The sequence below is a fragment of the Glutamicibacter endophyticus genome, assembly GCF_048457885.1.
Taxonomy (GTDB): Bacteria; Actinomycetota; Actinomycetes; order Actinomycetales; family Micrococcaceae; genus Glutamicibacter; species Glutamicibacter endophyticus.
The window spans coordinates 2,480,555-2,504,026 of record NZ_CP174200.1 but is presented as its reverse complement, the minus strand read 5'-3'; the positions used below and the strand labels follow the sequence as shown (position 1 = coordinate 2,504,026).

19 protein-coding genes and 1 tRNA gene are annotated in these 23,472 nt (G+C 61.2%); 14 read left to right on the top strand and 6 right to left on the bottom strand.

Annotated elements, in window-relative coordinates:
- Positions 1-229 precede the first annotated feature (229 nt).
- Positions 230-865, top strand: coding sequence for an FABP family protein (locus ACJD00_RS11640; RefSeq protein ID WP_418907114.1), 636 nt, complete (start codon positions 230-232; stop codon positions 863-865).
- Between the two features lie 4 nt (positions 866-869).
- The gene (locus tag ACJD00_RS11635) at positions 870-1,949 is read left to right on the top strand and encodes a YgfZ/GcvT domain-containing protein (protein ID WP_418907113.1); all 1,080 of its coding nucleotides are present in this window, start codon (positions 870-872) and stop codon (positions 1,947-1,949) included.
- A 77-nt stretch (positions 1,950-2,026) separates the two neighbouring features.
- Here ACJD00_RS11635 and ACJD00_RS11630 read toward each other — a convergent pair whose 3' ends face one another.
- The 4 genes from ACJD00_RS11630 to ACJD00_RS11615 form a co-directional block, all read right to left on the bottom strand.
- On the bottom strand, positions 2,027-3,055 hold the full coding sequence (locus tag ACJD00_RS11630) for a 6-phosphofructokinase (protein WP_418907112.1): 1,029 nt from the start codon (positions 3,053-3,055) through the stop codon (positions 2,027-2,029).
- A gap of 224 nt (positions 3,056-3,279) precedes the next feature.
- Positions 3,280-3,522: a PspC domain-containing protein gene (locus tag ACJD00_RS11625; RefSeq protein WP_418907111.1), complete on the bottom strand. Its 243-nt coding sequence runs from the start codon at positions 3,520-3,522 to the stop codon at positions 3,280-3,282.
- A 19-nt stretch (positions 3,523-3,541) separates the two neighbouring features.
- Positions 3,542-3,790, bottom strand: a complete 249-nt coding sequence (locus tag ACJD00_RS11620) for a hypothetical protein (protein WP_309406172.1) — start codon at positions 3,788-3,790, stop codon at positions 3,542-3,544.
- 15 nt (positions 3,791-3,805) lie between these two features.
- Positions 3,806-5,122, bottom strand: coding sequence for a PspC domain-containing protein (locus ACJD00_RS11615; protein ID WP_418907110.1), 1,317 nt, complete (start codon positions 5,120-5,122; stop codon positions 3,806-3,808).
- Between the two features lie 114 nt (positions 5,123-5,236).
- On the opposite strand from ACJD00_RS11615, the gene ACJD00_RS11610 reads away from it, so the two are divergent.
- Both ACJD00_RS11610 and ACJD00_RS11605 read left to right on the top strand, forming a co-directional pair.
- Positions 5,237-6,508 carry a PspC domain-containing protein gene (locus tag ACJD00_RS11610; RefSeq protein ID WP_418907109.1) on the top strand — a complete coding sequence of 424 codons (1,272 nt, stop codon included), beginning with the start codon at positions 5,237-5,239 and terminating at the stop codon, positions 6,506-6,508.
- On the top strand, positions 6,505-7,176 hold the full coding sequence (locus ACJD00_RS11605; RefSeq protein WP_309406176.1) for a response regulator transcription factor: 672 nt from the start codon (positions 6,505-6,507) through the stop codon (positions 7,174-7,176). Before ACJD00_RS11610 ends, ACJD00_RS11605 begins: the two co-directional genes overlap by 4 nt.
- A gap of 95 nt (positions 7,177-7,271) precedes the next feature.
- On the opposite strand, the gene ACJD00_RS11600 is transcribed toward ACJD00_RS11605, so the two are convergent.
- Positions 7,272-8,471 (bottom strand): pyridoxal phosphate-dependent aminotransferase, encoded by a 1,200-nt coding sequence (locus ACJD00_RS11600; RefSeq protein ID WP_418907108.1) that lies wholly within the window; start codon positions 8,469-8,471, stop codon positions 7,272-7,274.
- A gap of 226 nt (positions 8,472-8,697) precedes the next feature.
- Here ACJD00_RS11600 and ACJD00_RS11595 point away from each other — a divergent pair.
- The 8 genes from ACJD00_RS11595 (at position 8,698) to ACJD00_RS11560 (ending at position 14,280) form a co-directional block, all read left to right on the top strand.
- Positions 8,698-8,770, top strand: a tRNA-Trp gene (locus ACJD00_RS11595).
- Positions 8,771-8,889: 119 nt separating this feature from the next.
- The gene (gene secE / locus ACJD00_RS11590) at positions 8,890-9,144 is read left to right on the top strand and encodes a preprotein translocase subunit SecE (RefSeq protein WP_309406178.1); all 255 of its coding nucleotides are present in this window, start codon (positions 8,890-8,892) and stop codon (positions 9,142-9,144) included.
- 80 nt (positions 9,145-9,224) lie between these two features.
- Positions 9,225-10,025, top strand: a complete 801-nt coding sequence (nusG, locus tag ACJD00_RS11585) for a transcription termination/antitermination protein NusG (RefSeq protein WP_418907107.1) — start codon at positions 9,225-9,227, stop codon at positions 10,023-10,025.
- A gap of 129 nt (positions 10,026-10,154) precedes the next feature.
- Positions 10,155-10,586, top strand: coding sequence for a 50S ribosomal protein L11 (rplK, locus tag ACJD00_RS11580; protein ID WP_309406180.1), 432 nt, complete (start codon positions 10,155-10,157; stop codon positions 10,584-10,586).
- A gap of 138 nt (positions 10,587-10,724) precedes the next feature.
- The gene (gene rplA / locus ACJD00_RS11575; RefSeq protein WP_309406182.1) at positions 10,725-11,423 is read left to right on the top strand and encodes a 50S ribosomal protein L1; all 699 of its coding nucleotides are present in this window, start codon (positions 10,725-10,727) and stop codon (positions 11,421-11,423) included.
- 587 nt (positions 11,424-12,010) lie between these two features.
- A complete protein-coding gene (gene rplJ / locus ACJD00_RS11570; protein ID WP_418907106.1) occupies positions 12,011-12,535 on the top strand; it encodes a 50S ribosomal protein L10 in 525 nt (174 codons plus the stop codon).
- A 71-nt stretch (positions 12,536-12,606) separates the two neighbouring features.
- Positions 12,607-12,984: a 50S ribosomal protein L7/L12 gene (rplL, locus tag ACJD00_RS11565; protein WP_309406184.1), complete on the top strand. Its 378-nt coding sequence runs from the start codon at positions 12,607-12,609 to the stop codon at positions 12,982-12,984.
- Between the two features lie 159 nt (positions 12,985-13,143).
- Entirely contained in the window at positions 13,144-14,280 is a 1,137-nt protein-coding gene (locus ACJD00_RS11560) for an acyltransferase family protein (protein WP_418907105.1), read from the top strand.
- Positions 14,281-14,361: 81 nt separating this feature from the next.
- On the opposite strand, the gene ACJD00_RS11555 is transcribed toward ACJD00_RS11560, so the two are convergent.
- The gene (locus tag ACJD00_RS11555; RefSeq protein ID WP_418907104.1) at positions 14,362-15,552 is read right to left on the bottom strand and encodes an acetyl-CoA C-acetyltransferase; all 1,191 of its coding nucleotides are present in this window, start codon (positions 15,550-15,552) and stop codon (positions 14,362-14,364) included.
- A 392-nt stretch (positions 15,553-15,944) separates the two neighbouring features.
- On the opposite strand from ACJD00_RS11555, the gene rpoB reads away from it, so the two are divergent.
- Both rpoB and ACJD00_RS11545 read left to right on the top strand, forming a co-directional pair.
- Complete coding sequence (gene rpoB, locus ACJD00_RS11550; RefSeq protein WP_309406188.1) at positions 15,945-19,451, top strand: DNA-directed RNA polymerase subunit beta; 3,507 nt, start codon at positions 15,945-15,947, stop codon at positions 19,449-19,451.
- Between the two features lie 100 nt (positions 19,452-19,551).
- Positions 19,552-23,442, top strand: a complete 3,891-nt coding sequence (locus ACJD00_RS11545) for a DNA-directed RNA polymerase subunit beta' (protein ID WP_418907103.1) — start codon at positions 19,552-19,554, stop codon at positions 23,440-23,442.
- Positions 23,443-23,472: the final 30 nt, after the last annotated feature.

The window sequence follows — 23,472 nt, the reverse complement described above, 5'->3', positions numbered from 1 at the left end:
CGAGGCGCGCACCGCACCCTATGGCGCGTTAGGATGGGGGCATGAACGAAAACTATCTTGCACTCGAGATTTTCTTCCTCTCCCTGCTCACCGTGGCAGGTCTCGGCATGGCAGGCTTCGCGGCACTGGTCGTCAAGCGCCTGTTCAAGGGGCAGAAGTAAGCATCAGCGCACACGAAAGTGTGCGTTGATTCGTTAAAGCATCGACGCGTAGAAAGAGCACGCAACCAATGGCCTTTGATATCCCCACTGACCTGACCCCCGAACTGGTGCCGTTGTCCTGGCTCATCGGGACCTGGGAAGGTACCGGCCGGTTGGGCGAGGGAGAAGCGGATGACCCCTACTTTGTGCAACGGGTGACCTTCTCCGACCTTGGCGGCCCATTTCTCGAATACCGTAGCGAAGCCTGGCTCAGTGACGAGTCTGGCACCAAGCTACGTTTCCTCAGCGCCGAAGCCGGTTATTGGTCGCTGGACCGTGCCTGGCAGGACGCGGATCCGGGCCCGGGCATGACGCCGGGCGATCCGTTCCCGGTGCTGCGTTCCGCCGACGACGTGGAAACGCTGCGTACCGACGAAGGCTTCAAGATCCAGGTGCAGATCACTCAGCCCGGCGCGATTAGCGAACTCTACTACGGATTTATCGACGGCCCGCGCATTCAGCTGGCCACCGAAGCCCTGCTACGCGGTCAGAACGCCAAGTCCTACGCCTCCTCCACCCGGATCTACGGGCTGGTCGGCGGAGACCTCTTCTGGCGCTGGGATGTGTCGCTGGGCAATAAGGAGCTCAAGGCTCACGCCTCGGCGGCGTTGAAGCGTCAAACCGGGTCCTCCGCAGAGCCCGAGCCGACGGATTCGGAAGGTTAAGGCCATGGGCGAATACCATTCGGTGTTGCTACAGCGTCCCGGTGCCGTGGCCGGTACCGGGGTGGACGCCGCAGTGGCCGCCCACTACGGTGCGCCGACCCGGGAGGCCCGGAAGCTCGCCGAGGGCGAAGCCCTGGCGGACCTGAGCCACTTCGAGGTTCTGGAACTCAGCGGGGCAGACCGGCAGAGCTGGCTAGATACCCTCAGCACCCAGCGGATCAACACGCTCACCGCGGGCAACAGCACACAGACCCTGTTGCTCTCGGTGCAAGGCCGCATCGAGCATGAGATGAAGGTCCTTGTCGACGAGGACCGGCTGCTGCTCATCGTTGAACCCGGACGCGGACAGGCACTCCAAGAGTTCCTGCTCTCGATGCGTTTCGCCCTGCGGGTGGAGATCGAGAACCGTTCGGACGAGTTCGGGATCCTCGCAGCGACGAAGCCATTGGATGAGGTCAGCGCATTGCGTTGGGTGGATCCGTGGCCGGGTGTGAGCGAAGGTGGCTTCGCCTATTCAGCTGCCGACCACCCTGCCGTGGAGCGCCCATGGGTGCTGCACCTCGTGCCGTTGGCCGAGCTGGAGGAACGGGTGGGCGACCACCCGTTGGCCGGCATGATGGCTGTCGAGGCACTACGTATCGCCGCATGGCAGCCCCGCCTGGGCCACGAGGTGGACGAGCGCACCATTCCGCATGAGCTGGACTGGCTGCGCACCGCGGTGCATCTGAGCAAGGGGTGCTACAAGGGGCAGGAAACCATCGCCCGGGTCCATAACATCGGTCATCCGCCACGGCGTATGGTGTTCCTGCACCTCGACGGCTCCATGCATACCTTGCCGGCCGAGGGTTCGCCGGTGATGCTCGGAGAGCGTCAGGTGGGAACCTTGACCTCGGCGGCCCTGCACTATGAGGCCGGACCGATCGCGTTGGCGGTCATCAAGCGCGGAGTCGATCCGCAGGCTGAACTGACCGTGGTCGACGGGGAGAGCACCTACCCGGTCGCGCAGGAAGTGATCGTCGCACCGGATGCCGGGCAGACCGCCGGGCGGTTTACCGGTTTTATCCGCACCCCTCCGCGTCACTAACGACACCCCACACAAAGCAACGTGCCGGCCGGTTTCCCAACGGGAACCGGCCGGCACGTTCACTTTTAAGAAATGGTTTAGCCGAAGAGCAGCTTGGCTTCTTCGTAGCGGTTTTGCGGAACGCGCTTGAGATTGTTCAATGCAGCACGCAAGGGAACACGGTTGATATGCGTACCGTGCAGGGCCACCATGGTGCCCCAGGCTTCGTTGGCTACCGAGTCCACGGCCGCCATACCCAAGCGCGTGGCCAGCACACGGTCGAAAGCGCTCGGAACGCCGCCGCGCTGGATGTGCCCCAGTACGGTGGCACGAGTTTCGATGCCGGTGCGCTCTTCGATCATCGGGGCTAGTAGCTCGCCGATGCCGCCCAAGCGCGGACGTCCGAAGGTATCGAGCCCACGGGTGGAGAAGGCTTCGGAATCGCCTTCGGGCACGAAACCTTCGGCCACGACAACCAGCGGTGCGCGACCACGCTCGTTGGCTTCGTTAACCCATTCGCAGATCTGATCCATCGAAGTGGACTGCTCCGGGATCAAAATGGCGTGGGCACCGGATGCCATACCCGAGTGCAGGGCAATCCAACCCACGTGACGACCCATTACTTCGGCGACCATGCAACGGTGGTGAGATTCGCCGGTGGTGCGCAGGCGGTCAATGGCCTCCACGGCGATCTGATTCGCGGTATCAAAGCCGAAGGTGTAGTCGGTGGCGTCGAGGTCGTTGTCGATGGTCTTCGGCACGCCCACGATTCGAATGCCTTCATCACAGAGGCGCTTCGCACCGGCGAGGGTGCCTTCGCCACCAATGGCGATCAGGGCGTCGACGCCGAGCTGCTCCAGATTGCGGGCAATGTTCTCGGCTCCGCCGTTTTCGCCCTCAAACGCGTTGGTGCGCGAGGTGCCCAAAATGGTGCCGCCCTGTTTGGCGATACCGCGCACCGCCTGACGGGGCAGGTCGATCACGTCGGATTCCTTGACGCCACGCCAGCCGTCGCGGAAGCCAACAAATTCGTAATCGTGGGACTTGATGCCGTTCAGTACGGCGCCGCGGATCACCGCGTTCAAACCGGGGCAGTCGCCGCCGGAGGTAAGAATGCCAATGCGCATGAGTGCTCGATTCTCAAGGGTCTTCACCCACGATTCGAGCTGGCCACAATACTGACTCGTATCGTGAAGGCCGGCGGTGAACGGGGGCGGGGACCGGTGGATAGGTTCCTGGCGCACCGTTGAGCCGCGATTGTGACTAGTTTACGTGCTTTAGACCACAAGAGCGAGCCGGGGCGGGAAGTTCCCGCCCCGGCTCGCCGAGGGGTTCTCGAAGCCTGAGAGGCCTAGAAGGCCCGCAGCCACTTCTGCAAGATGATGTTCTCCTGCTGGTCGGGGATCAGGAGCCAAGCCACGATGTAAGCGCCAATGCCGAGCACCGGTAACAGGAAGGAGAGCAGCATGCCGATGCGCACGAGGGTGACATCCCATCCGAACTTATCGGCGAGGCCGCCGGCCACACCTCCGACCATGCGGGCCGGGCCACGACGAAGCGGGATGGAGCGCAGGGAATTGAAGAAACTGTCCATGGTATGTGGTTCCTTTTCCTTAGTGGGTCTCGGTGGAGTCAGGGCCGGGGAGCTCGGTCGATCGTGCATGGTTGCGGCGCGCCGAGGCGATGCCCGAACCGATCAGGCCGATGCCGGCGAGAGCGATCAAACCAATGAAGAACAACGAGCGGTCGAAGTGCCAGGAGAGGATTTCGCCGCCCATCGTCGTCACGGCCACGGCGATCAGGATGAGGCCGAAGATCAGGGTGCCGGAGGGGAACTTAGTCTCGGAGTCGTTGCTATTCATGAGCCTAGCTCCTTTCTAGAAATCGGTGTCGGGCGTCGTGACAATGCTGCTGCGTTCATAGTCGAACTTGGTGAACGCCCCGTTGAATTCGATCGTGAGAACCGGGGCATCTGGGTTGATAACCCCCTGATTGATCGAGTCGATGCCTTCGCGCTTAGACATGAACACCCCATTGCTGTCGATTGTCACCGGGACACCTTCGGGAAGCATCAGTTCCACCTTTGAGAAAACCGAATTGATCTCTACTTTGGTCGGCGTCGTAATGTGCCGGTACCCGGTTAGATCGATAGTGGCGTTGCTGAACACGGCACTGTACTCGTTGGGGTCGTCATGGACGATGACTCCGTCGCGGTAGTCACCGAAAATCACCGGTTTGCCACCGAAGATCAGCGTGAGAACCAACAACGGGATGGCCAAACCCAACAGGCCGCCACTGGTGCGCTTGGCGAATGAGGCGAAGGTAATGCCCAAGCCTGCGACCAGCAGACCCACCGGGAGCGCCAAGGTCCAGCCATTATCTGGTACGCCAGGGAAATCGAGCTGTCCTGCCAGGAGGACCGCGGCCATGGACAATACGCTCAACCCGACAACGATAGTTGCTACCCAGCCGGGGATCGGGGGAGCCTTGCGCACTTGTGGAGTGGGTGAGTGATGCGGCGGTGGCGGAGTGAATCCGTCATTGTATGGGGTACTCATCTGGTCCTCCCGGTTGGTGTGCTGCTCGAACTCGGGCTCCGGGAGCTTCGGCTCACCGGGGACCTCGGGAAATTCTTTGGATTGTCGCTGATGAAAGGCCGGGTCGTGCGGCCCACGCCAGGGCTTTTCGATCACCGTGCCGTGGTGCACCGGGCCGCTTCGGTGAGCGGTCGCGTCGCTGCTGGCGCTACCGGGGCTCGGTGGCGCTGGGTGGTAGCGTTCGAAGCGAGTGTTGCGCCGGCTGAAAATCAGGAACACTACGCCGGCGATAATCACCACCGGGAACAGGATGGGGCCGAGTGAGCCGATCGCCCACGGCAGCGGGAGCAGACCGCAGACGAAAAAGATCACTGCGCCGGTCATGCCGTTGGTCCACTCCTTGGCGATGGCCTGTTCGAGGTGGATGGTTCCGCGACGGTCGGGCAGTAGCGCCCAAGCCAGGGCATAGGCAATGAGGCCCACGCCGGCGAATATGCTCAGCACGATGATGATGCCGCGCACCAGGATGGTGTCGATGGAGAAACGCTGGGCGAGGCCTGCCGCCACGCCACCGAACCATTGCGAGTCTTGGCGAACGATCCCGAGCTTACGCATCTGCTCGAAGAAGCTGCTGGATGATCCGTTCTGCATGTTCATAACTCAATCCTCTAATGACTAGGGCGCGACCGCTATGAGGGGGTGCCCTGATTTAACCCTGAGCTACCCTAGGGGTGCTCGCTCCTCCGGGTTCGGGCGTGCTTGACTTGGAGCATGCAAACACCAGCAGAGCGTCCCAGCTTACTGCGCAGCGACTCACGCGTGATCGCCGGCGTGTGCGGCGGGCTCGCCGAACACCTGGGGGTCCGGGTCAGTTTTGTGCGCGTGGCCTTCATTGCGCTGGTTGGGCTCGGTGGCGCGGGCGTGGTGCTCTATGCCTGGCTGTGGGCGATGACCCCCAGTAAGCAAGAAGCCGACGCCGATGCCGAACGTAGTCGTGGTACGCGACGGCTGTCGCTGGCCGAAGAAATGGAGCGGGTGCAACGCAATCTGCCCAAACCGGCCGAACTCAGCGCGTGGCTCGTTTCGATCCGCGAGGTACTGATCGGTGCGACCCTACTCGTATTGGCCTTTCTGGCCTATGGGCAATGGGCAGGCTGGACGATTCGCTGGGATTTGCTCTGGCCCTCGCTGGGGATTCTGGCCGGCGTGGTGCTCGCGTGGCTGCAATTGGACGGCTCCAACGCCCGCCGTGAAGGCAAACTGCGTGGACCGGTGCTCCTGCGCTTGGCGCTGGGGCTGCTTCTGGTGATCTCCGGATTGCTGGCCTTGGTCAGCGGCAACGTGAGTACCGTCGACCTATTGGGCGGTTTGGCTACGGCGGGGGCGATCCTTGCCGGCACCGTGGTGGTCTTGCTGCCGTGGGCCTTGCGGCTATGGCGCGATTTCCTGTCCGAGCGCAGCAGCCGGCAGGCCGCCGCGCAACGTGCCGAATTCGCCGCGCACCTGCACGACTCGGTGCTACAGACCCTCGCGGTCATTCAAAAACGTAGCGACGACCCGGCGGCGGTACGCACCTTGGCCCGCGTGCAGGAACGCGAATTACGCCAATGGCTCTATGGGGATCCCGAACAATCACCGGAGGATCTGGGCACCGCCATCACCGAAGAGGCACGTACCATTGAACAGCTGATGCTACGTGATATCGAGGTGATCACCGTGGGTCATGCGCAAGGGATTGCCGCGCAACAGGCCCTGGTCGCGGCCAGCGGTGAGGCGATGATGAACGCGGCGAAACACACCACGGGAAAGATCTCGGTCTTTGTCGAATGCACCCCGAGCCACGTGGAGATTTTCGTGAGGGACCGAGGCTCGGGTTTCGACGTGCAGAGCATCGCCGCCGATCGGCACGGGGTTCGCGAGTCAATTATCGGGCGCATCGAACGAGCCGGCGGCACGGTCACTATTCGTAGCTCATCAGAGGGCACCGAGGTTCAGTTACGCATGCCACGAGAAGAATCCACCGAGGAAGGGACGACGCCATGACCGAGGCACCCATCGAAGACGCGTCGCCGGTACGCGTCGTGCTGGTCGATGACCATGCCATTTTTCGCTCCGGCCTGAAGGCCGACCTGGCGAGCGATATTCAGATTGTCGGGGAGGCCGGTACGGTCGAAGACGCGATCAGCGTCATTGCCTCCGAACGCCCCGATGTGGTGTTGCTCGATGTCCATCTTCCCGGCGGCCGCGGCGGCGGTGGGGCCGAAGTGCTGGCCGGTTGCGCCGCGCAATTGGAAGGAACCCGCTTTTTGGCGTTGAGCGTATCGGATGCGGCTCAGGACGTGGTCACGGTGATTCGCGCCGGCGCCCGGGGCTATGTCACCAAGAGCATTTCGGGCGAGGAAATTTCCGCCGCCGTGCGCCGGGTGGCCAGCGGAGATGCGGTGTTCTCGCCGCGTCTGGCCGGTTTTGTGCTCGATGCCTTCAGCGGTGCTCAGGTCGCCAGCGTTGACGAGGAACTCGATCTGCTGTCCGACCGGGAACTTCAAGTGATGCGGTTGATCGCACGCGGCTACAGTTACCGTGAGGTCGCCAAAGAACTCTTCATTTCCATCAAGACCGTCGAATCGCATGTGTCGAATGTGCTGCGCAAACTGCAGTTATCGAATCGTCATGAGCTAACCCGGTGGGCCGTCGATCGCCGGCTTCTCTAGCCTTGGACGATTCCAAGCGGACCGAGTCTTAAACGTCGCGGGCGGTGTGTAGGAGACTCCTACACACCGCCCGCTGCGATGAACGTACGTGCTAGTTAGCGTGCTTCGCCGAGCAGACGCTGCATGCGAGCCACGCCCTCGGCCAAGTCGGCGTCACCCAGTGCGTATGACATGCGGATGTAGCCGGAAGGTCCAAAGGCTTCGCCCGGGACCACGGCAACTTCGGCCTGTTCCAAGATGACCGCGGCCAGATCGGCACTGGTGTTGCTCACCACGCCGCGGATTTCCTTGCCCAGTAGTCCACGCACGTCCGAGTAGGCGTAGAAGGCGCCCTCCGGCGTGGGGCAGTGCAGGCCCTCGATGGCGTTCAGGCCCTCGACGATCGCCAGGCGGCGGCGGTTGAAGGCTACCTTCATTTCCTCGACGGCATCCAGCGGTCCGGCCACGGCGGCCAGGGCTGCACGCTGCGAGACGTTGGCGACATTCGAAGTAGCGTGCGACTGCAGGTTCGTCGCGGCCTTGATGACGTCCTGCGGACCGACCATCCAGCCCACACGCCAACCGGTCATTGCGTAGGTCTTGGCCACACCATTGAGTACCACCACGCGGTCTTCGAGCTCCGGTACGAGCGTGGCGATGGAGCTGAATTTGGCCTCGCCGTAGGTTAGGTGCTCGTAGATCTCGTCGGTGACCACCCAGATGCCGTGCTCGGCGGCCCAACGACCAATGGCCGCTACTTCATCGGGGGTGTAGACCGCACCGGTAGGGTTCGAGGGGGAGACGAACAGCAGAACCTTGGTGCGCTCGGTGCGTACCGAATCGAGCTGTTCCACGGTGACCTTGTAGCCCTGCTCCGGGCCAGCGAAGATGGTCACCGGTGCGCCACCGGCTAGCTGCACGGCCTCCGGGTAGGTGGTCCAGTAGGGGGCCGGAATAATGACCTCGTCGCCCGGATCCAGCAGGGTAGCGAAGGTGTTGTACACGGCCTGCTTGCCGCCGTTGGTCACCAGCACCTGGCTGGCCTCGATGGCGTAGCCCGAATCACGCATGGTCTTGGCCGCGATGGCCTCGCGTAGTTCGGGAAGACCGGCGGCAGGAGAGTAGCGGTGATTCTTCGGATCACGTGCGGCCTCAACGGCGGCCTGCACAATGTACTCGGGCGTTGGGAAGTCCGGTTCGCCGGCACCGAACCCAATCACGGGGCGGCCGGCGGCTTTCAACGCCTTGGCCTTGGCGTCGACGGCCAGGGTGGCAGATTCGGAGATTGCGCCAATGCGGCGAGAAATTCTAGACATGGGTGGAGAGATCCTGAACTCTACGTTGAAAGCTGTCGCTCTTAACATTAGTGGTCAGATCGATCCATGGCCGGGATACCCCGGAAAATTACGGAGAATGATCAGTTCAGCAACACTTTTTTAGCGGCCTTCGACACACTCCGGGTGGTCAGTTCGACATTTGCGCGATCCTTGCGTAAAGTTATTTTTCGTTGCCGGGACAAGCGGCAGCAGAGCTAAAGCTCAAAGGGTAGTGGCGCAATTGGTAGCGCAGCGGTCTCCAAAACCGCAGGTTGCAGGTTCGAGTCCTGTCTGCCCTGCGCAGTAGCGATACAGAAGGTATCGCACAGCGAATCTCACGTCACGGTGTGTTGTGGTCGGCCAGGCTGCGACACACCGTGATTGTTTCAACTGGCCAATTATTGAAACGAGGATCACGGTGAGCAACTCAGCTGTTGAAAGCCCGGGACGCGGTAACGACCTTAAGAAGAGCTTCTTCGGGCGCATTATGCTTTTCCTGCGCCAAGTCATCTCCGAGCTGAAGAAGGTCGTTACGCCAACTCGTAGCGAGCTTTTGAACTACACCCTGGTGGTGATCGCCTTCGTCGCGGTCGTCATGGTGTTGGTTTCCCTCCTAGATTTCGTGTTCGGTAGTGGCTCGATCCTCCTGTTCACAAACCGTCCGGAACAGTAAAATTTCCAGCGTCTGCCAGCCGAACCCGGCCGGCGGGCGCGCAATGGTGTTAAGTCAGTAAAAAGAAAGCAGGAACTGCAGTGTCCGACAATGAACTCGAACAGCAGGTTAGCGACGAGGTCGAGACCGAGTTCGTTGCATCCGAGCAGACCGCCGATGAGCCGGTTATTGCAGGTGAAACGGCTACCGCCGAAACCGCTGATGAAGCACCGGAAGCTAGCGACGAGGTAGCGACCGAGAAGAGCGAAGCTGATGAGGCCGCCGACAAGGTCGCCCAGCTCAAGGAAGAATTCCGCGCCAAGCTGCGTCGTCAGCCAGGTGATTGGTATGTCATCCACACCTACGCAGGTTACGAGAACCGCGTGAAGGTGAACCTCGAGGCCCGTATCCAGACTCAGGACATGGAGGATTTCATTTACGAAATCCAGGTCCCGATGGAAGAGGTCGTCGAGGTCAAGAACACTCAGCGCAAGATCGTGCGCCGCGTGCGCATTCCGGGTTATGTGCTAGTTCGTATGGAGCTCACCGACGCTTCGTGGGGTGTTGTTCGCCACACTCCAGGTATCACCGGCTTCGTGGGTAACGCCCACGACCCGAACCCGCTGAGCCTGGATGAAGTGTTCTCCATGCTCGAGCACACCGTGGTTGATCCGGAGAAGCAGCCCTCGGCTTCCAAGCCGGGCCGCGCCCCGATTACTGAGGTCACGGTGGACTTCGAGGTTGGCGAGTCGGTTATCGTCAACGACGGTCCGTTCGAGACCATGCCGGCGACCATCTCCGAGATCAAGCTCGAAGCGGCCCAGCTGGTTGTGTTGGTTTCGATCTTCGAACGCGAGACCCCGGTGACGCTGAACTTCAACCAGGTCACCAAGATCCAGTAGTATTAAGTCTTCGTGCCCCATTGCGACATGCTTTCGCGGTGCGGGCACGTTCGGCTGTCGCGCCACGACGGCCACCATCCGTACCACGCTCCTGTGCTGCGGAAAAACGCAAGAGTAGAAGGACCCGACATGGCCCCTAAGAAAAAGGTCACCGGACTCATCAAGCTGCAGATCCAGGCAGGCGCCGCCAACCCGGCACCTCCGATCGGTCCTGCCCTTGGTCAGCACGGCGTGAACATCATGGAATTCTGCAAGGCTTACAACGCTGCCACCGAGTCGCAGCGCGGTAACGTGATTCCAGTTGAAATCACCGTGTACGAAGATCGTTCGTTCACCTTCATCACCAAGACTCCTCCGGCAGCCGAGCTGATCAAGAAGGCTGCTGGCGTTGCCAAGGGTTCGGGCACCCCGCACACCACCAAGGTGGGCAAGCTGACCCAGGCTCAGGTTGAGGAGATCGCTAACTCCAAGATGGAAGACCTGAACGCAAACGATCTGGCCGCCGCCTCCAAGATCATCGCCGGTACCGCCCGCTCCATGGGCATCACCGTCGAAGGCTAAGCACCAGCCTTTGCGTAGCTTCACCACGAAGCTACACAACCACTAACTAATAAAAGGTGGCTGAACCGCCAGTTCACCCACCCGTGGCAGGGCCGAGCGCGGTCCACATGACCACGACTGCATAAGGAGAAAACGCAGATGGCAAAGCGCAGCAAAGCATACTTGGCCGCAGCGGCCAAGATTGACGCCGACAAGAGCTACGATCCGGCAGAGGCAATCGCCCTGGCCAAGGAACTGGCCGGCGAGAAGAGCAACTCGACCGTTGAGGTTGCATTCCGCCTCGGCGTCGACCCCCGTAAGGCTGACCAGATGGTGCGCGGCACCGTCAACCTGCCGCACGGCACCGGTAAGACCGCCCGCGTGTTGGTCTTCGCCAACGGTGACAAGGCAGAGGCCGCTCGTGAAGCCGGCGCCGACTTCGTTGGCTCCGACGAACTGATCGAGAAGGTGCAGGGCGGCTGGACCGACTTCGACGCCGCTGTGGCAACCCCGGACATGATGGGCAAGGTTGGCCGCCTGGGTAAGATCCTCGGCCCACGTAACCTGATGCCGAACCCGAAGACCGGCACCGTGACCATGGATGTGGCCAAGGCCGTCAACGACATCAAGGGTGGCAAGATCGACTTCCGCGTCGACAAGCACTCGAACCTGCACTTCATCATCGGCAAGGCATCCTTCGATGCCAAGCAGCTGACCGAGAACTACGCAGCCGCTCTGGAAGAGGTGCTTCGCTTGAAGCCGTCCTCCTCCAAGGGTCGTTACATCTCGAAGGCCACCGTGGCCACCACCTTCGGTCCCGGCATCCCGGTTGATCCGAACGTAACCCGCGTTGGCTAGTCACTGATTAGTCAGGCCGAATAGGGGAGTCGAAGAGTTTCTTCGGCTCCCCTTTCGCATGCCTAGGACGCATTCCTGCGCTGTGACGTCACCCGGAATTATTCAACGGTACGTAGAGAAAGTTTGCTTCATGTATTGCTGGGGTCTTGTCTTGCCCTCATACCTCGGTGATACGCTGTAGAAACCGAGTCACTCGGCACCAGTTATATGGGACCCCCAAGACCATGTAGCAGGTGGATGAATAAGGTCTCCCCAAGGCCTGTTCGTCGACAAGTAGCCTGCGTTCAGCGTCCCCCAAAGTGCTGGCGCGGGCCTTGTCTTTTAATGCGGCGTGGCAGAGATCACCACTCAATGACTTTGCCTCGATTTTGCCTGCGGCACTCGCGTCGGTAGACTTAAAAGCACCGAAGACCGTCGGTCGAGACCTGCTTTGTCAGGAATCCGAAGAGTCCACCTGGACGACCAACGCAGGTTTCATAGATTTGTCTCAACTCAGGTTGAGCTGCCCTGTGCTCCTGCGCGGGGCGTTTTTTATTGCGCTCCGCCGGTTATGAAACGGTACCGAACTATTCCCCGGAAGGAGTGTTATGGCAACGCCGACCAAGACTGTGGCGATCGAAGAGATCACCACTGATTTCAAGGAATCAACCGCGGCTGTCCTGACCGAATACCGTGGGCTTACCGTTGCACAGCTCAAGGAACTGCGCCGTTCGCTTGGTCAGGAGACCAAGTACGCGGTTGTCAAGAACACCTTGACTGCAATCGCGGCTAAGGAAGCCGGCATCGATGCATTCGATGGCCAGCTTGCCGGTCCGACCGCTATCGCCTTCATTAAGGGCGATGCTGTTGCCGCTGCAAAGAGCCTCACGGAGTTCGCCAAGACGAACCAGCAGCTGGTTATCAAGGCCGGTTTCTTCGAGGGCAACGCCCTTGACGAAGCAGGTATCAAGGCCCTGGCTGCCCTGGAGTCCCGCGAGCACCAGCTGGCACGTGTTGCTGGCGTTCTGAAGGCTCCGGCCTCCGCTGCTGCACGCATCGTGGAAGCCCTGCGCGCCAAGCTCGAAGAGAACGGTGGCGAAGCCGCCGAGGCCGCTCCGGCCGACGAGGCCTAAGCTCCTCGCGATTCTCTCGCAACGTAACCCAATTCATCGGCCCCTAGGGCCAAAACCGAAAGGACGCCACCATGGCGAAGCTCACCACCGAAGAGCTGCTCGACGCATTCAAGGAAATGACCATCATCGAGCTCTCCGAGTTCGTTAAGCAGTTCGAGGAGACCTTCGAGGTCACCGCTGCTGCTGTTGCCGTTGCCGGTCCGGCTGGCGGCGCAGGCGAAGCTGCTGCTGAAGAGAAGACCGAGTTCGACGTTATCCTCGAGTCGGCTGGCGACAAGAAGATCGCAGTCATCAAGGAAGTTCGCGGCATCACCTCGCTGGGTCTGAAGGAAGCCAAGGAGCTCGTCGACGGCGCTCCGAAGGCTCTGCTGGAAGGCGTTGCCAAGGACGCAGCGGAGAAGGCCAAGGAAGCTCTGGAAGCTGCCGGCGCCACCGTCACCGTCAAGTAAGCTCACGCGGTCACTCGCAGCTTATTGCGAAGGCTCCCAAACGATTCGTTCGTTTGGGGGCCTTTCGCCGTTAACGCTCCTAACCGTTATTTGATATTTATATGCTTATAACGATTCCATTAACAGCTGATACTCATTTGGTTATCCTACGCTGGAAGTGTGCAGAGACATGTAGCGGCTAAACGCCCAGAAAAGGTAGCGCGACTCGGATTGCTCGACGGGTTGCGAATCACCGCGGCACTTGCCGTGGTGTTCTACCACTACACTGCTTGGGGCCATTCGCACTGGGGAACCAAGGCGCCGGATGCGTGGCCAATTCTTTCCGAGATTACACGCTACGGCAGCATCGGTGTGCAGCTATTCTTCTTGATCTCGGGCTTCGTCATCCTTATGTCGGTGCAGGGCAAATCTGTGCTGCAATTCGTCGCCTCACGTGCAGGACGACTCTATCCGGCCTATTGGTTAGCCGTATTGGCCGCGGCCGTGCTGACCTTCGTACTGTGGCCAGAGGCCAGTGATGGACGAACCACCGGGGACATCCTGCCCAACCTGACGATGATGCAGACCGCCATGGATGTCCGAGACCTTGACGGTGTCTACTGGACACTGTGGGCAGAGCTTCGTTTCTACTTCCTGCTGGGAATTATGCTCGCCCTAGGCTGGACCAAATCGCATCATATTATGCTGCTTTCGGTGCTCTGGCCGGCGGTTGGTTTGTATTTTAAATTCACTGGCGCCACGACCTCGATGGAATGGGTACTGGGGCAGTATTCATCGCTCTTCTGCATCGGCATGTTGCTCTACGTCATATATACCGAGGGATCTTCACTCACGCGCTGGCTTCTGATTGGCGTCAATACGCTCATCGCCAGCTACCACACCGGACTGAAAGGCGCTTTCGATAGTTCATACCTGTCGGGCCTAGACGTCCCCGCATGGCATTTCGCCCTACTGTGCACCCTTTGTGTGGCGGTGGTGGCCTTATGTACGGTCACACCACTAAACAGGGTTTACTCGCGTTGGCTGGTCTTCGCCGGTTCGCTGACCTACCCGCTGTATCTCATCCATGAGCTGTGGGGCTGGTGGATCATTGAATCCCTGCATTTGAAGATCAACCAGTACGTGTTGCTACCGCTGACTATCGCGATCGTCCTGCTGGTTGCGTACCTGATCTCCCGCTTCATCGAGAAACCGGCGGGACTGTTGCTACGCAACGGCATCCTCGCGGCCGGCGGCAAACTCGGCCAACGCATTACGTTGCCGGTTCCTTCCTGGGCACGTTCCGATGTCCCGTAGCTGGTGACGCTCAAGCCACCGAGCACGGTTAACGTCGATCGGCTCCGCACTAGGTGCGGAGCCGATCGACATTACGGGGGTCTAGTCGCGGAAGAGGACCAAGGCTTCGCCCTGGCCGCCGCCGCCACAGAGGCTCACTGCCGCGCGGCCAGCGCCGCGACGTTGAAGTTCCAGCGCCGCGGTGAGCGCAAGGCGCGTACCCGAGGCCCCAATGGGATGGCCGAGGGCAATGGCCCCGCCATGAATATTGGTGCGCTCCAGCGGGTAGTTTAGGTCCTTGAGCGACTGGCAGGCCACGGCACCAAAGGCCTCGTTGATTTCGATAAAGTCGAGATCCTCGGCTGCCCAGCCCTGCTTGTTCAGCGCACTGGCGATGGCATTCGACGGCTGCGAGTGCAAGGAGTTGTCCGGTCCGGCCACCTGACCCGCGGCCCCGAGGGTCGCGAGGATCTCGTAGCCGTTGTTTTCCGCCCACTCGCGCGAGGTCACCACGACAGCCGCGGCACCATCGGACAGCGGTGAAGAGTTACCCGCAGTGATCGTGCCGTCGCTAGTGAAGGCCGGGCGGAGAGCGGCTAGGGTCTGCTCGGTCGTGTCCGGGCGAATACCTTCATCCAGCGCCACTACCACCGGCTCGCCCTTACGCTGTGGGATGGAGACCGGAGAGATTTCCTTGGCGAAAAGACCCTCGGCTACGGCACGCGCCGCGCGCTGGTGACTCAAGGCAGCCACCGCATCTTGAGCGGGGCGATCAATGCTGAGCACACCGTTCTTTTCTTCCGTGCTCAAACCCATGGATTTGCCATCGAAGGCATCGGTCAAGCCATCGTGGGCCACCGAGTCAACCGCCGAAATATCACCGTAGGTCCACCCAAAGCGGGATTTCGGCAGCAGGTGCGGAGTGTTTGACATCGACTCTTGACCGCCGGCAACCACCACGTCGGCCTCGCCGGAACGGACGAGCCTTGCCGCATCGATAATGGCCGCGAGCCCCGAGAGACACACCTTGTTGACGGTCACCGTGGGCACATCCCAACCAATACCGGCGGCAATGGCCGACTGGCGGGCGGGGTTCTGCCCACATCCAGCCTGAACAACCTGGCCCATGATGACACTTTGCACCGCGTCGGCCGGTACGCCGGTGCTAGCCAGGGCTCCCTTAATCGCCACCGCGCCCAGCTCAACGGCGCTTTGTGAGGCCAGAGCCCCCTTGAAGCGAGCGAATGGGGTGCGGCTGCCACCTATGAGGACAGCATCGCGTGGTGAGGCCATGGAAATTGCTCCGTTCCCTGTGAGTTACACGACATTGTGTTTCCAGCTTAGGTCATTTTCGCCCCGTTGCTGGTGTGCACGGTGTAGCTCGGGCGTCGGGGAGTGAAGCATATTAGACGTAGTCAGCGGCCCGTGAATTCGGGGCTGTGGCGGCGCGACAGGCCGGAGCGTTAGGGTGTGGGCCGCGGCGGCCGATCACTATAGCACGAAATTTGCTTGGGGAATATCGACAAGCTTGATTCGATCCGGTACAGTAGAAGTTTGCGCCTTACTGTGTGCGCGCACGACCTTCATATAGCGGTGGGCTCGTGCGGACGCGAGGTTTCTGCACTACGCAGGAACCTTAGCACGGCAAGGTCTCGGAAACCTGACGGTCTGTGGAAGGATCCATCTTGGTCGCCTCGAGCAACCCCAACAACCAAACCGCTAGTTCGGCTCGCGACGCTGCGTACGCTGGCCGACTTTCTTTTGCAAAGATTCACGAACCCCTCGAAGTCCCGAACCTGCTAGCGCTGCAGACCGAAAGCTTTGATCGGCTGGTCGGCAACGAGCGCTGGAAGGAGCGTCTGGCTCAGGCAGTAGCCGCGGGCGACAACAGCGTTCCGGACGCCAGTGGTCTGGCTGAAATCTTCGAAGAAATCTCCCCGATTGAAGATTTCCAGGACACCATGTCCTTGAGCTTCTCCGATCCGGAGTTCGCCGAACCCAAGTACAGCATTGCCGAGTGCAAGGACCGCGACGCTACGTACGCCGCTCCGCTGTATGTCAAGGCCGAATTCATGAACAATGAAACCGGCGAAATCAAGCAGCAGACCGTCTTCATGGGCGACTTCCCGCTGATGACGGACAAGGGTACCTTCATCATCAACGGCACCGAGCGTGTCGTCGTTTCCCAGCTGGTCCGTTCCCCGGGTGCATACTTCGAGTCCGCCCCGGACAAGACCAGTGACAAGACCATCTACTCCGCACGTATCATCCCTTCGCGTGGTGCATGGTTCGAGCTGGAGATCGATAAGCGCGACCAGATTGGTGTGCGCCTGGACCGCAAGCGTAAGCAGTCGGTCACCGTCCTGCTGAAGGCCCTGGGCTGGAGCGAAGAGAAGATTCTCTCCGAGTTCGGTCAGTACGACTCGATGCGCGCCACCTTGGAAAAGGACAGCATCAAGGACCAGGACGAGGCCCTGTTGGATATCTACCGCAAGCTGCGCCCGGGCGAGCCTCCGACGGTGGAAGCCGCACAGTCGCTGCTGCGCAACATGTACTTCGAGCCAAAGCGCTACGACCTGGCCAAGGTCGGCCGCTACAAGCTCAACCGCAAGCTGGGTGTGGAGACCGCCGTCGACACCGAGAACGCCTCGGTGCTCTCGCTGGACGACATCATCGCCATGATCCGCTACCTCATCGCGCTGCACGCCGGCGAGAAGACCATCGAGGGCACCCGCAAGGGCGAAATCGTGGACATCTCGGTGAACGTGGACGACATCGACCACTTCGGTAACCGTCGTATCCGCGCCGTGGGCGAGCTGATCGAGAACCAGGTACGCACCGGTCTGTCCCGCATGGAGCGTGTTGTGCGCGAGCGCATGACCACCCAGGACGTCGAGGCCATCACCCCGCAGACCCTGATCAACATCCGTCCCGTCGTGGCCGCGATCAAGGAATTCTTCGGTACCTCGCAGCTCTCGCAGTTCATGGACCAGAACAACCCGCTGGCCGGCCTGACCCACAAGCGTCGTCTGTCGGCGCTGGGCCCGGGCGGTCTGTCGCGCGATCGCGCCGGCATGGAAGTTCGAGACGTTCACCCGTCGCACTACGGACGTATGTGCCCGATTGAAACTCCCGAAGGTCCGAACATTGGTCTGATCGGTTCGTTGGCAACCTACGGCCGCATCAACTCCTTCGGTTTCATCGAAACCCCGTACCGCAAGGTCAAGGACGGCGTCGTTTCCAACGAGGTCGAGTACCTCACCGCCGACGACGAGCTGCTGCACTACATCGCGCAGGCTAACGCCCCGCTCGACGAGAACAACCGCTTCGCCGAAGACACCGTGCTGGTGCGTGAAAAGGGTGGCGGCGGCGAGCCGATCCTGGTCGACCCGTCCGAGGTCGCCTTCATGGACGTTTCCCCGCGCCAGATGGTGTCGGTCGCAACCGCACTGATCCCGTTCCTCGAGCACGACGATGCTAACCGCGCACTGATGGGTGCCAACATGCAGCGCCAGGCCGTGCCGCTGTTGGCCTCCGAGGCACCGCTGGTCGGTACCGGTATGGAGAAGTACGCCGCAGTGGACGCCGGCGACTCCGTTGTGGCTAAGAAGCCCGGCGTGGTCACCGAGGTCTCCGCCGACCTGGTGGTTGTCATGAACGACGACGGCACCGAGTCGATGTACCCGATCATGAAGTTCGCTCGCTCGAACCAGGGCAACGCTTACAACCAGCGCGTGCGCGTCTCCGAAGGCGACCGGATCGAATTCCAGTCGATCATCGCCGACGGTCCGTCCACCGACAAGGGTGAGCTGTCGCTCGGTAAGAACCTGCTCGTGGCATTCATGTCATGGGAAGGCCACAACTTCGAGGATGCGATCATCCTCTCGCAGCGCATGATCTTCGACGACGTGCTGACCTCGATTCACATCGAAGAGCACGAAGTTGATGCCCGCGACACCAAGCTTGGTGCCGAGGAAATCACCCGCGACATCCCGAATGTTTCGGAAGACATCCTCTCCCAGCTCGACGACCGCGGCATCGTGTACATCGGTGCCGAGGTTGAGGCCGGCGACGTGCTCGTCGGTCGTGTCACCCCGAAGGGTGAAACCGAGCTGACTCCAGAAGAGCGCCTGCTGCGCGCCATCTTCGGTGAGAAGTCCCGTGAAGTGCGCGATACCTCGCTGAAGGTGCCGCACGGTGAGTCCGGTACCGTCATTGGCGTGCGCATCTTCGATCGCGACAACGACGATGAGCTCTCCCCGGGTGTGAACCAGCTGGTGCGCGTGTACGTGGCGCAGAAGCGTAAGATCACCAACGGCGATAAGCTCGCCGGCCGTCACGGTAACAAGGGTGTCATCTCGAAGATCCTGCCGCTGGAAGATATGCCGTTCCTCGAGGACGGTACCCCGGTTGATGTCGTGCTGAACCCGCTGGGTGTGCCAGGTCGTATGAACGTCGGCCAGGTTATGGAAATCCACCTGGGCTGGGCCGCGAAGCAGGGTTGGAAGATCGAAGGCGAGCCGGAGTGGGTCAAGAACCTGCCGAACCTGCCGCGCGAATCCGGGTCCACCACCGTGGCCACCCCGGTCTTCGACGGCGCCTCGGAGGAAGAGATCCGCGGCATCCTCGATTCGACCAACGTCACCCGCGACGGACAGCGCCTGATCGGCAACTCCGGTAAGGCCCGTCTGTTCGACGGCCGCTCCGGCGAGCCGTTCCCGGACCCGATCTCCGTGGGCTACATGTACATCCTGAAGTTGCACCACCTGGTCGACGACAAGATCCACGCCCGTTCCACTGGCCCGTACTCGATGATTACCCAGCAGCCGCTGGGTGGTAAGGCACAGTTCGGTGGTCAGCGCTTCGGTGAAATGGAAGTGTGGGCGCTGGAAGCTTACGGCGCCGCCTACACCCTGCAGGAACTGCTGACCATCAAGTCCGATGACATCCACGGTCGTGTGAAGGTCTACGAGGCCATCGTCAAGGGCGAGAACATCCCGGAGCCAGGCGTTCCGGAGTCGTTCAAGGTGCTCATCAAGGAAATGCAGTCGCTGTGCTTGAACGTAGAGGTGCTGGGCACCGACGGCAACACCATCGAGATGCGTGAATCGGACGAGGAATCGTTCCGCGCCGCTGAAGAGCTGGGCATCGACCTTTCCCGGTCGGAGCCGAACTCCGTAGAGGAAGTGTAGTGCGTCCCGCCGGGCGCCGAGCGTAGATGCTACGCCGCCCGGCGGACCCACACTTCACCCACATCGACTTCAGAGATCAAAGAAGAGAGAAAAGGACCCTATGTCCAGCGATTCCTCATTCGGCCTCATGCGCATTGGCCTGGCCACCGCGGACGAAATCCGTGACTGGAGCTACGGCGAGGTCAAGAAGCCGGAAACCATTAACTACCGCACCCTGAAGCCCGAGAAGGACGGTCTTTTCTGCGAAAAGATCTTCGGTCCTTCCCGTGACTGGGAATGCTACTGCGGTAAGTACAAGCGCGTGCGCTTCAAGGGCATCATCTGTGAGCGCTGTGGCGTCGAGGTGACCCGTGCGAACGTTCGTCGTGAGCGCATGGGACACATCGAGCTGGCCGCTCCGGTGACCCACATTTGGTACTTCAAGGGTGTTCCCTCGCGCCTTGGTTACCTGCTAGATCTGGCACCGAAGGACCTGGAAAAGGTCATTTACTTCGCTGCCTACATGATCACCAGCGTTAACGAAGAGCGTCGCCACGCCGAAATGCCGAACCTGCAGGCACAGCACGATCTCGAGCTGCGCCAGCTGGCGAACAACGCCGAGGCCGACAAGAAGGCCGTGGCCGCCGACCTCGAGGCAGAACTCGAGCGTCTGGAAGCCGACGGTGCCAAGGGTGCCGAGCTGAACAAGGCTCGCGCCACCGCCGAGAAGACCGTGCTGCAGATCGACAAGCGCGCCAAGGCTGAAGCCGAGCGCCTGCGTGCGGTCTGGGAGCGCTTCAAGAACCTCAAGGTCGCCGACCTCGAAGGTGACGAAGGCCTGTACCGCACCATGCGTGAGAAGTACGGTCTGTTCTTCGAAGGCTCCATGGGGGCCGAAGCCATCCAGAAGCGTCTGGCGAACTTCGACCTCAAGGCCGAAGCCGAAGAGCTCAAGCAGGTTATCGACAATGGCAAGGGCCAGAAGAAGGCTCGCGCCCTCAAGCGCCTGAAGGTTGTCAACGCCTTCCTGAGCACCGAGAACTCGCCGCAGGGTATGGTTCTGGACGCCGTTCCGGTGATCCCGCCGGAGCTGCGCCCGATGGTTCAGCTCGACGGTGGCCGTTTCGCCACCTCGGACCTGAACGACCTGTACCGCCGCGTGATCAACCGCAACAACCGCCTGAAGCGTCTGCTGGATCTCGGTGCCCCCGAGATCATCGTGAACAACGAAAAGCGCATGCTGCAGGAAGCCGTCGACTCGCTGTTCGACAACGGTCGTCGTGGTCGTCCGGTCACCGGTCCGGGTAACCGCCCGCTGAAGTCCCTGAGCGACATGCTCAAGGGTAAGCAGGGTCGTTTCCGTCAGAACCTGCTCGGTAAGCGCGTGGACTACTCCGGTCGTTCAGTGATTGTGGTTGGTCCGCAGTTGAAGCTGCACCAGTGTGGTCTGCCGAAGCAGATGGCTCTGGAGCTGTTCAAGCCCTTCGTGATGAAGCGCCTGGTCGACCTGAACCACGCACAGAACATCAAGAGCGCCAAGCGCATGGTCGAGCGTTACCGTCCGCAGGTGTGGGATGTTCTCGAAGAGATCATCACCGAGCACCCGGTACTGCTCAACCGTGCACCTACCCTGCACCGTCTGGGTATCCAGGCCTTCGAGCCGCAGCTGGTTGAGGGTAAGGCCCTGCAGCTGCACCCGTTGGTTTGTGCCGCGTTCAACGCCGACTTCGACGGTGACCAGATGGCAGTTCACCTGCCGCTGAGCCCGGAAGCTCAGGCCGAAGCCCGCATCCTGATGCTGTCCTCGCACAACATCTTGAAGCCTTCGGATGGCCGCCCGGTGGCCCTGCCTTCGCAGGATATGATCATCGGTCTGCACCACCTGACCACCAAGCGTGCCGACGAGGCTGGCGCCGGTCGCGTGTTCACCTCGGTTCCGGAAGCCATCATGGCCATGGACCGTCGCGAACTGCACCTGAACGCACCGATCAAGGTTCGCGTACCGAACTTCGTGCCCTCCGACGAGCAGCCCGCTCCGGAAGGCTGGGAGCCGGGTACCGAGGCACTGATCGAAACTTCGCTGGGCCAGGTACTGTTCAACGACACCCTGCCTGCGGATTACCCATGGGTTGAGCGTGTGGCCGGTAAGGATGCGCTTTCGGAGATCGTCAACGATCTGGCCGAGCGCTACCCGAAGATCGTGGCTGCCGAGACTCTGGATAACCTGAAGGATGCCGGTTTCCACTGGGCTACTCGCTCGGGCGTGACCGTGGCGATCTCGGATATCACCTCGAACATGAACAAGGCCGAGATCCTGGCTCCGTACGAGGAGCGTGCCCGCAAGGTGCAGGCTTCCTACGACAAGGGTCTGATCGCCGACTCCGAGCGTCGTCAGGACCTGATCGACATCTGGACCAAGGCAACCGACGAGGTTGCCGAGGCCATGAAGAACGGCATGGAAGAACTGAACACCATTAACCGCATGGTGACTTCCAAGGCCCGTGGTAACTGGCTGCAATTGCGCCAGATTGCCGGTATTCGTGGTCTGGTGTCGAACCCGAAGGGTGAGATTATCCCGCGTCCGATTAAGTCCTCCTACCGCGAGGGCCTGTCGGTGCTGGAATACTTCATCGCAACGCACGGTGCCCGTAAGGGTCTGGCCGATACCGCGTTGAAGACCGCTAACTCCGGTTACCTCACCCGTCGTCTGGTCGACGTGTCGCAGGACGTTATCGTGCGCGAAGAGGACTGTGGCACCCGCCGCGGTCTGACCGTGCCGATTGCCGAGAGCGTCAACGGTGTGCGCCACATGCACGAGACCGTGGAGAACTCCGCCTACACCCGTACGCTGGCCACCGACGTCAAGGACGCCGAGGGCAACGTGTTGGCCGAGGCCGGCTCCGACGTGGGCGATGTGCTCATCGAGAAGCTGTACAACGCCGGTGTCGACGAGATCCGCGTTCGCTCCGTGCTGACCTGTGATTCCGCAGTGGGCACCTGTGCCCTGTGCTACGGCCGTTCGCTGGCCAGCGGTAAGACCGTGGACATTGGTGAGGCCGTGGGCATTATCGCCGCACAGTCCATCGGTGAGCCCGGTACCCAGCTGACCATGCGTACCTTCCACACTGGTGGTGTGGCATCGGCCGACGATATCACCCAGGGTCTGCCACGTATTCAGGAGCTCTTCGAGGCCCGTACCCCGAAGGGTGTGGCCCCGATGTCCGAGGTCACCGGTCGCGTGTCGATCGAGGACGACGAGAAGCAGCTTCGCGTGATCGTCACCCCGGACAACGGCGACGAGAAGCAGGCCTACCCGGTACTGCGTCGTGCCCGCCTGTTGGTTGAGGAAGGCCAGTCGATCACCGCTGGTACCCAGCTGACCAGCGGTACCTTGGATCCGAAGCAGGTTCTGCGCGTGCTCGGCCCGCGTGAGGCACAGAAGTTCCTCGTCCGCGAGGTTCAGGACGTGTACCAGTCGCAGGGTGTGGGCATCCACGATAAGCACGTGGAAGTTATCGTGCGTCAGATGCTGCGCCGCGTCACCGTCATCGAGTCGGGCGAAACCGACTTGCTGCCAGGTGAGCTCACCGACCGCGCACGCTTCACCTCGGCTAACCGCAAGGCAGTCACCGAGGGCAAGCGTCCGGCGGCTGGTCGTGACGAGATGATGGGTATCACCAAGGCGTCGCTGGCCACCGACTCGTGGCTGTCGGCAGCGTCCTTCCAGGAGACCACCCGCGTTCTGACGCAGGCCGCCATGGAGGGCAAGGACGATCCGCTGTTGGGTCTGAAGGAAAACGTGATCATCGGTAAGCTGATCCCGGCCGGTACCGGTCTGGACCGCTACACCCAGATCGACGTTGAGCCGACCGACGAGGCCAAGGCCACGTTGTTCACCGGTTCCTCGGCGTTCTCCTCGGGTCTCTACGACGATGCACTGGAAGGCGGGCTCTCCCCGGAATTCCAGGCCATCTCGATGGATGACTACGACCACGGGTCGGACTTCCGCTAAACCGGAGACCGAGCCTGCGGGCCCCGTCGC